We start from the raw sequence: 8,034 nt of genomic DNA, 5'->3' as shown, positions 1-8,034 counted from the left end.
GCCACTTCCCTGGCCGACGCCTCGCTCTTCTCGTAGGTCAGCGCGACATCGGCGCCGTCGGCGGCGAGCCGCAGCGCGATGGCGGCGCCGATGCCGCGGCTGCCGCCGGTCACGAGCGCGACCTTGCCGTGCAGGGTGGGCGTGGCCCGCTGTGTCGTGGTGTGGAGCATGATCGTCCCATTTCGTTGTTGAAGAGTGAACATGCTCGATCCTGGTCCAGGGTCCCCGTTCCGTCCGGCGGGATTCGGACGCAGCACTGCGTCAGCTCGTCAGTGCTGGTGCAGCTCGTCCAGGAGGGCGGGCAGCGACTCGCCGATCGGTTCGCGGACGACCTCGTCGGCCAGGTCGTCGTACGGGGTGGGCTCCGCGTTGACGATGATCAGCCGGGCCCCGTGCTCGACCGCGATCTCCACCAGTGAGGCGGCCGGCTGGACTTGAAGGCTGGTGCCGACGGCCAGGAAGACGTCGCACGCCTTGGCCGCCCCCACGGCCTGGCCCAGCACCTCGGGGTCGAGGGACTGCCCGAACATCACCGTCGCCGACTTCAGGATGCCGCCGCACTCCTGGCACTCCGGATCGGCCTCGCCCGCCGCCACCCGCTCCAGTGCCGCCGCCATCGGGGTGCGGACCTCGCACCCGGTGCAGACCACGGTCCGTGAACTCCCGTGCAGTTCGATCACCTTGCGGTCCGGAAGGCCGGCCAGCTGGTGCAGCCCGTCCACGTTCTGCGTGATGACCCGGACCGGCTTGCCCGACCCTTCCAGCTGGGCGACCGCCTCGTGTGCCGCGTTCGGCCTGGCGTCCCAGGTGGGACTGGTGCGGCGCATCTGCCAGGAGCGGCGCCGGATGTCCGGGTCGGACATGTAGAAGTCGTAGGTGACGAGCTTCTCGGCTTCCGGGTCGTTCCGCCATAGTCCCTGCGGGCCGCGGTAGTCGGGGATGCCGGAGTCGGTGGAGATCCCGGCTCCGCTGAGGATCGCCACGAGCGGGCCTCGCGGCGAGGTCGTCGTCGTCGCTTGGGGGTCGGCTGCCATGTCCGCCAGCGTAGTCATCCGGTTCGGGATGTCCCGGGCCGCAGGTCAGACGCGTCGACCGGACCTCTTGCGGCCGCCCGAATCTGCTGGTCAAACCTTCAAACAAACCCTTGCCAGAGCATGTGTATACGGCATACTGTCGCCCGCATCCTGTCGCCCGCTGAGAGGTGGGACGCCTTGCGCCCTCGCGTACCGGCCCTCGTCGCCGTCCTGGCCCTCACCGTCTCTGGTTGCGCGTCCCTGACCACGTCGGCCACCGAGGTGGGGGAGGTCCGGATGCGCGACGACCGTTCCGTGCGGGACGGCGGGATCCTCACCGTGGCGCTCAAGTCCGACCCGGACAAGCTCGATCCGAGCCTGGGGTCCACCCTCGTCGGCCGTACCGTCTTCGCCTCGATGTGCCAGAAGCTCTACGACACCGACGCGAAGAACCGGATCAAGCCCCAACTGGCCGCCGGAATGCCCGAGGTGAGCGACGACGGCCGGACCGTGGTGATCCCCGTCCGACGGGGTGTCCGGTTCAGCGACGGCACGACGATGGACGCCGACGCCGTACGGACCTCACTGCTGCGCCACCGCGACCTGCCCGCCTCCGCGCGCGCCAGCGAACTCAAGCCGGTCAAGAGCGTCGACACCCTCAGCGGCAACCGGGTCAGGCTGCGCCTGAAGGAGCCGTACGAACCGCTGCTCGGCGCGCTCGCCGACCGCTCCGGGATGGTGATGTCGCCGCGGGCGCTGAAGAAGTACGGGGAGGACTTCGCCGCGCACCCGTCCTGCGTCGGCCCCTTCCGGTTCGCCGAGCGGGTGACGGGCGACCGCATCGTGCTGGAGAAGGACCCGCACTACTACGGCGCCGACGACGTACACCTGGACAAGGTCGTCTACCGCACCATCATCGACGGCAACGTACGGCTTGCCAACCTGCGCTCCGGCGACGCCCAGGTCAGCGACCAGACCGCGCCCCTGGAGGTGCAGAGCGCGCTGACCGACGACAAGCTTCAGCTCTTCAACTCCCCGACGCTCGGCTACCAGGGCCTCACCGTCAACATCGGCAACAGCCGCGGCCTCGGAAAGCCGCCGGGGAAGGTCGACAGCGCGCTGGCCCGCGACAAGCGCATACGCGAGGCGTTCGCGCTCTCCCTCGATCGTAAGCTGATCAACGAGATCGTCTTCCAGGGCATGTACGACACCGCCTGCGGGCCCGTCGCGCCCTCAAGCGAGTTCGGGAGCAAAGTCCGCTGCCCGGGCCGTGATCTGAAGCGGGCGAAGCAACTGCTGCGGGAGGCCGGTGCGAAGGGGCGGGTGCCGGTCGAGCTGACCATCTCCAACACCGTCGAGGACATGCGTCTGGGCCAGGTCGTCCAGGCGATGGCGAAGGACGCCGGCTTCGACGTACGGCTGCGCCCCACGGAGTTCACCACGCTGCTGGAACACGCCGACAAGGGCGACTTCGAGGCCGTGTCGGTCGGCTGGTCCGGGCGGCTGGACCCGGCGGGCAACGTCGACGCCTTCGCCGGCACTCTCGGCTCCGAGAACCGGTCGGGCCTCTCCGACAAGGGCATCGACCGGCTCATCGAGGACGGCCGGCGCACCGCGGCGCCCGAGAAACGCAAGAAGATCTACCGCGACCTCACCGGCGCCATCAACGACGAGTACGGACTCATCTACCTCTACCGCCAGCGCAATTACGTCGTCACCACCAAGGAGGTCGCGGGCCTGCGGGTGTACGGCGACGGACTGGTACGGGTCGAGAACGCCGGCTACACCGGCGGCCAGGACGGAAAGAAGGCGAGCGCGCGATGAACCGGTATGTGCTGCGCCGCCTCGGCCAGTCGGCCCTGACCCTGATCCTTGTCAGCGTCGTCGTCTTCATCGGCGTACGTGCCATGCCCGGCGACACCGCACGCGCGCTCGCCGGCGAGGAGACCACCCCGGAGGCGCTGGCCGCCATCCGTCACCAGTACGGACTGGACCAGAACATCGCCGTGCAGTACGCGCGTTACGTCGAGAACGCCGTCACCGGAGACCTCGGCACCTCCGCCCGTACCGGGCTGCCCGTGGTCGACGGCATCTTCGACGCCCTCCCCGTCACCCTCGAACTGGCCCTCCTCTCCCTCCTGCTGGCCATCGTCGTCGGCATCGGCGCCGGGGTGATCGCCGCCGTCCGGCGCGGCCGGCCCGAGGAGTGGGTGGCCAACACGGTCGCGCTGCTGGGCCTGTCCGTACCCAACTTCTGGCTCGGCATCGTGCTCATCCTCGGCTTCGCCATCGCCGTGCCCGTCTTCGCCGCCTCCGGCTTCGTCCCCTTCGGCACCGACCCGCTGGAGAACCTGCAGCGGATGGTGCTGCCCGTCATCGTCCTCGGCAGCGGCCTGGCCGCCGTCGTGATGCGGCAGACCAGAGCCGCGATGCTGGAGTCGCTCTCCGCCGACTACGTGCGCACCGCTCGGGCCAAGGGCCTCGCACGGCGCCAGGTCATCGGCGGGCACGCGCTGCGCAACTCACTCGTCACCGTCGTCACCGTGCTCGGCCTGCAACTGGGCCACCTGATCTCCGGCGCGGTCGTCACGGAACAGATCTTCGTGCTCCCCGGCTTCGGCAAGCTGATGATCGACGCGGTCTTCACCCGCGACTACGCGATGGTGCAGGGCGTCGTGCTGTTCACGGCGACCGGCTACATCCTCGTCAACCTCGCCGTCGACCTCCTCTACTCCGTCATCGATCCGCGCATCCGGCTGGGAGGGGCACAGTGAGTACGGTCACCGGACCCGCGTCCGCGGCGTCAGCCGCGCCCGCCGACGCCGAAGCGGCCGACGCGCCACCGCGGCCGCCCGGCCGGCTGCGCCAACTGCGCCGCAACAAGCTGGCCTTCACGGGTGCCGTCATCGCGGCCCTCTTCCTCGTCGTCGCGCTCGCCGCCCCGCTGATCTCCCCCTACGGCCCGGCGCGCGCCGACTTCGGCTCCGCGCTGACGCCGCCCGGCTGGAGCCACTGGCTCGGCACCGACGACCTCGGCCGCGACCAGCTCTCCCGGGTGATCTACGGCGCCCGCGCCTCCATGCAGGTGGGTGTGCTCGCGGTCGTACTGGCCTTCGTGGCGGGCGTGCCGCTCGGCTTGGTCGCGGGCTTCTACGGGCGGTTCGCGGACTCGCTCGTCTCGCGGATCACCGACACCCTGCTGGCCTTCCCCTTCCTGGTGCTGGCGGTGGGGCTCGCGGCCGTACTGGGCCCCTCCCTGCTGAACGCCACCATCGCCATCGGCGTCTCCCTCGTCCCGCAGGTCATCCGGGTCACCCGGGCCGAGACGCTGCGCCTGAAGCACCTCGACTACGTCGGCGCCGCCATCGCCAGCGGCGGCGGCGACGGCGTCGTGCTGACCCGGCACATCCTGCCCAACGCCGCCTCCGCACTGCTGGTGCAGGCGACCGTCGGCGTTCCCACCGCCATCATCGGCGAGGCCCTGCTCAGCTTCCTCGGCCTGGGCGTCCAGCCGCCCGACCCCTCGCTCGGCGTGATGCTCTCCAGCGCCCAGCCCTACATCGCCGCGGCACCCTGGATGGCGGTCTTCCCCGGCCTCGCGATCGTCGCCGCGACGCTGGCCTTCAACCTCTTCGGCGACGGGCTGCGCGATGTGCTCGACCCGAGGGGAGTGACCCGGTGAACGAGGTGCCCGCGATGCCCCCTGCGACTGCTGTGCCCGCTGCGACCGCTGTGACCGCACCCGTGCTCCGCGTACGGGACCTGGCCGTCTCCTTCCGTACCGAGGACCGGCAGCTGCACGCCGTCGACGGGGTCGGCTTCGACGTCGCGCCCGGCGAAGTGCTCGCCGTGGTGGGCGAGTCGGGGTGCGGCAAGTCGGTGATGTCCCTTGCCGTCATGGGACTGCTGCCCCCGACCGCGACCGTCACCGGTTCCGTCACCCTGGACGGCCGCGAACTGGCGGGCGGGGACGAGAAGGAGCTGCGGGCGGTACGCGGCAGCGAACTGTCCATGATCTTCCAGGAACCGATGACCTCGCTCAACCCGGTGCTCACCGTCGGACGGCAGATCGGCGAAGTACTGCGGCGGCACCAGTCGCTGGGCAAGCGGGAGGCCAGGGAGCGGGCGGTCGAACTGCTCGATCTGGTGGGCATCCCGGCCCCCCGCAGCCGCGTGGACGCCTACCCGCACCAGCTCTCCGGCGGCATGCGCCAGCGCGTCATGATCGCCATCGCGGTCGCGTGCGACCCGGCCGTGCTGATCGCCGACGAGCCGACCACGGCGCTCGATGTGACGGTGCAGGCCGGAATCCTGGACGTGCTCACCTCGCTGCGGGAGCGGCTGGGCACGGCGATCGTACTGATCACCCACGACCTGGGCGTCGTCGCGCACACCGCGGACCGGGTACTGGTGATGTACGCGGGCCGCGCCGTCGAACACGCCCACGTCGACGACCTCTTCGCCCGGCCGCGGCACCCCTACACCCGCGGCCTGCTGGACGCCGTGCCACGCCCAGGCGCGCGGGCCGCCGCCCCCGCTGGGACCTCCCAGGCCGGAGGCTCTGGGGGAGAACGGCCGCGGCTGCGGGAGATACCCGGACTGGTCCCGAGCCTGGCCCGGCAGCCGGACCGCTGCACGTTCGCGCCGCGCTGCGCACGCGCGGACGAGCGGTGCACGACACAGCGCCCTGCCCTGGCGGAGCTGGCGCGCGACCCCGCGCCCGGCCACACCGTCGCCTGCTGGCACCCGGTCGCCCCGGTTTCGCCAGGGGGAGTCCAGGCCACGCCCGCCGAGGAGGCAGCAACGTGACCCCCATCGGAGCACAGCGCGGGGCCTCGGAGGCGAGTGGCGCCGGCGAGTCGCAGCCCCCCGCGCTCGAAGTACGCGACCTCGTACGCCACTTCGCCGGGCGCGGAGGCACCGTACGCGCCGTCGACGGGGTGTCGCTGACCGTGGGACGTGGTGAAGTCGTCGGGCTCGTAGGGGAGTCGGGGTCCGGCAAGTCGACGGTCGGGCAGTGCGTCGTACGTCTCGACGACCCCACCGCCGGTACGGTCCGCATCGGCGGCGTCGACGTCACCCGGCTCTCCCGGCGTGCCCTGCGCCCGCTGCGCAAGGACTTCCACCTCGTCTACCAGGACCCCTCCGCCTCCCTCGACCCCCGGATGACCGTGGGCCGCATCGTCGCCGAACCGCTCGTCCTGCACCGGATGGCGAGCGGCGACGCGCTGCGCGACCGCGTCGCCGGACTGCTGCGCCAGGTGGGCCTGCGGCCCGAGCTCACCGACCGCCGTCCGCACGAACTCTCCGGCGGACAGCGGCAGCGCGTCTCCATCGCCCGCGCCCTGGCCGTCGACCCGCTGCTGCTGGTCGCCGACGAGCCGACGTCCGCCCTGGACGTCTCCGTACAGGCGTCGGTGCTCAACCTGCTGGCCGACCTGCAGCGCGACCGCGGCTTCGGCTGCCTCTTCATCACCCACGACCTGGCAGCCGTGGAGTTCCTCGCCGACCGCATCGCCGTGATGTACCTCGGGGAGATCGTCGAACAGGCCCCGGCAGCCGAGCTGTTCGCCGCTCCGAAGCACCCCTACACCCAGGCCCTCCTCTCCGCCGTGCCCGTCCCCGATCCTCCCGCCCAGCGTGCCCGCGAACGGATCGTGCTGCACGGCGACCTGCCCAGCGCGGTCTTCCCCAAGGGCGGACCGGTGGAGCACGCGGTCGACTACTGCCGCTTCCACACCCGCTGTCCGCTCGCCGTGGACCGGTGCCGCACCGAGGCGCCGCGGCACCGTACCCTGCCGGGTGGCGACCACCAAGTGGCCTGTCACCTGGTGGGGGACGACGGCGCCGCACCCGACGCCGCCCACCCCGAGCGGCAGGACCGGCACACGACGCACACGACGCATACGACGTAGGGAGCCGCACGACCGTGTTCACGACCCGTCCGACCCTCCAGGGCACCTTCGGCATGGCCTCCTCCACCCACTGGCTCGCCTCGCAGACCGCGATGGCGGTGCTGGAGGAGGGCGGCAACGCCTACGACGCCGCCGTCGCCGCGGGCTTCGTGCTCCAGGTCGTCGAGCCCCACCTCAACGGCCCCGCCGGTGAGGTGCCGCTGATCCTGGCCCCCGCCGACGGCCCGGTGCGGGTGCTGTGCGGGCAGGGCGTCGCGCCGCGCGGGGCGACCGTGGCGCACTACACCTCGCTCGGCCTCGAACTCGTCCCCGGCACCGGTCCGCTGGCCGCCGCCGTCCCGGGCGCGTTCGACGCGTGGCTGACGCTGCTGCGCGACCACGGCACCAGGTCCCTGGAGCAGGTGCTGGGCTACGCCATCGGCTACGCCGAGCGTGGGCACCCCGCCGTCGAGCGGGTCGGCGAGACCGTCGAGACCGTACGCGAACTCTTCGAGACCGAATGGGCCGGCTCCGCCGCCCTCTACCTCCCCGGCGGCCGCTCGCCCGCCCCCGGGGCGCTGCTGAAGAATCCCGCGCTGGCCGCGACCTGGCAGCGGCTGCTGACCGAGGCCGCTGCGGCCGGACCGGGCCGCGAGCAGCGCATCGAGGCGGCCCGCCGGATATGGCGGGAGGGGTTCATCGCGGAGGCGCTGGTCTCGGCGGCGGCACAGCCCACCCTGGACACCTCCGGCGAACGCCACACGGGTACCCTCACCGGCGAGGACCTCGCCGGCTGGGAGGCGAGCTACGAGGACCCCGTCACCTTCGACTGGAACGGCTGGACCCTCTGCAAGGCCGGCCCGTGGTCCCAGGGGCCCAGCCTGCTCCAGCAGTTGGCGCTGCTGCCCGACGGCATGGCTGACGGCATCGCCGACGGCACCGTGGAGTACGGCGGGGCGGAGTACGTACACCGCCTCATCGAGGGCACCAAGCTCGCGATGGCCGACCGCGAGGCCTGGTACGGCGACGCGGAGGGCGCCGCCGCCGTCCCCCTCGACGCGCTGCTCTCCGCGGACTACAACGCCGGGCGGCGCGCGCTCGTCGGGGAGCGGGCCTCCCGCGAACTG

Annotated in this window: 8 protein-coding genes; 6 read left to right on the top strand and 2 right to left on the bottom strand. The window is 71.9% G+C overall.

Translation table 11 applies throughout. The features are described from left to right. The coding region (locus ACRDP3_RS14480; protein WP_431517337.1) for an SDR family NAD(P)-dependent oxidoreductase at positions 1 to 170 on the bottom strand (170 nt) is incomplete at its 3' end. 99 nt (positions 171 to 269) lie between these two features. After that, a complete protein-coding gene (locus ACRDP3_RS14475) occupies positions 270 to 1,034 on the bottom strand; it encodes an SIR2 family NAD-dependent protein deacylase (RefSeq protein WP_431517335.1) in 765 nt (254 codons plus the stop codon). A gap of 177 nt (positions 1,035 to 1,211) precedes the next feature. Here ACRDP3_RS14475 and ACRDP3_RS14470 point away from each other — a divergent pair, with 177 nt between their 5' ends. The 6 genes from ACRDP3_RS14470 to ACRDP3_RS14445 form a co-directional block, all read left to right on the top strand. Then, a complete protein-coding gene (locus ACRDP3_RS14470; RefSeq protein ID WP_431517334.1) occupies positions 1,212 to 2,837 on the top strand; it encodes an ABC transporter substrate-binding protein in 1,626 nt (541 codons plus the stop codon). Next, a complete protein-coding gene (locus ACRDP3_RS14465) occupies positions 2,834 to 3,787 on the top strand; it encodes an ABC transporter permease (protein WP_431517333.1) in 954 nt (317 codons plus the stop codon). Before ACRDP3_RS14470 ends, ACRDP3_RS14465 begins: the two co-directional genes overlap by 4 nt. Next, a complete protein-coding gene (locus ACRDP3_RS14460) occupies positions 3,784 to 4,695 on the top strand; it encodes an ABC transporter permease (RefSeq protein WP_431517332.1) in 912 nt (303 codons plus the stop codon). Before ACRDP3_RS14465 ends, ACRDP3_RS14460 begins: the two co-directional genes overlap by 4 nt. A gap of 14 nt (positions 4,696 to 4,709) precedes the next feature. Further along, positions 4,710 to 5,822: an ABC transporter ATP-binding protein gene (locus ACRDP3_RS14455; RefSeq protein WP_431517331.1), complete on the top strand. Its 1,113-nt coding sequence runs from the start codon at positions 4,710 to 4,712 to the stop codon at positions 5,820 to 5,822. 5 nt (positions 5,823 to 5,827) lie between these two features. Continuing rightward, positions 5,828 to 6,928, top strand: a complete 1,101-nt coding sequence (locus ACRDP3_RS14450; RefSeq protein WP_431517336.1) for an ABC transporter ATP-binding protein — start codon at positions 5,828 to 5,830, stop codon at positions 6,926 to 6,928. A 14-nt stretch (positions 6,929 to 6,942) separates the two neighbouring features. Further along, positions 6,943 to 8,034, top strand: a 1,092-nt coding sequence (locus tag ACRDP3_RS14445) for a gamma-glutamyltransferase family protein (RefSeq protein WP_431517330.1), incomplete at its 3' end; no start/stop codon positions are given.

It is taken from the genome of Streptomyces sp. (assembly GCF_050698815.1).
Classification (GTDB): Bacteria; Actinomycetota; Actinomycetes; order Streptomycetales; family Streptomycetaceae; genus Streptomyces.
Note: the sequence above shows the minus strand (reverse complement) of the source record. Positions and strands in the feature narration are given on the sequence as shown.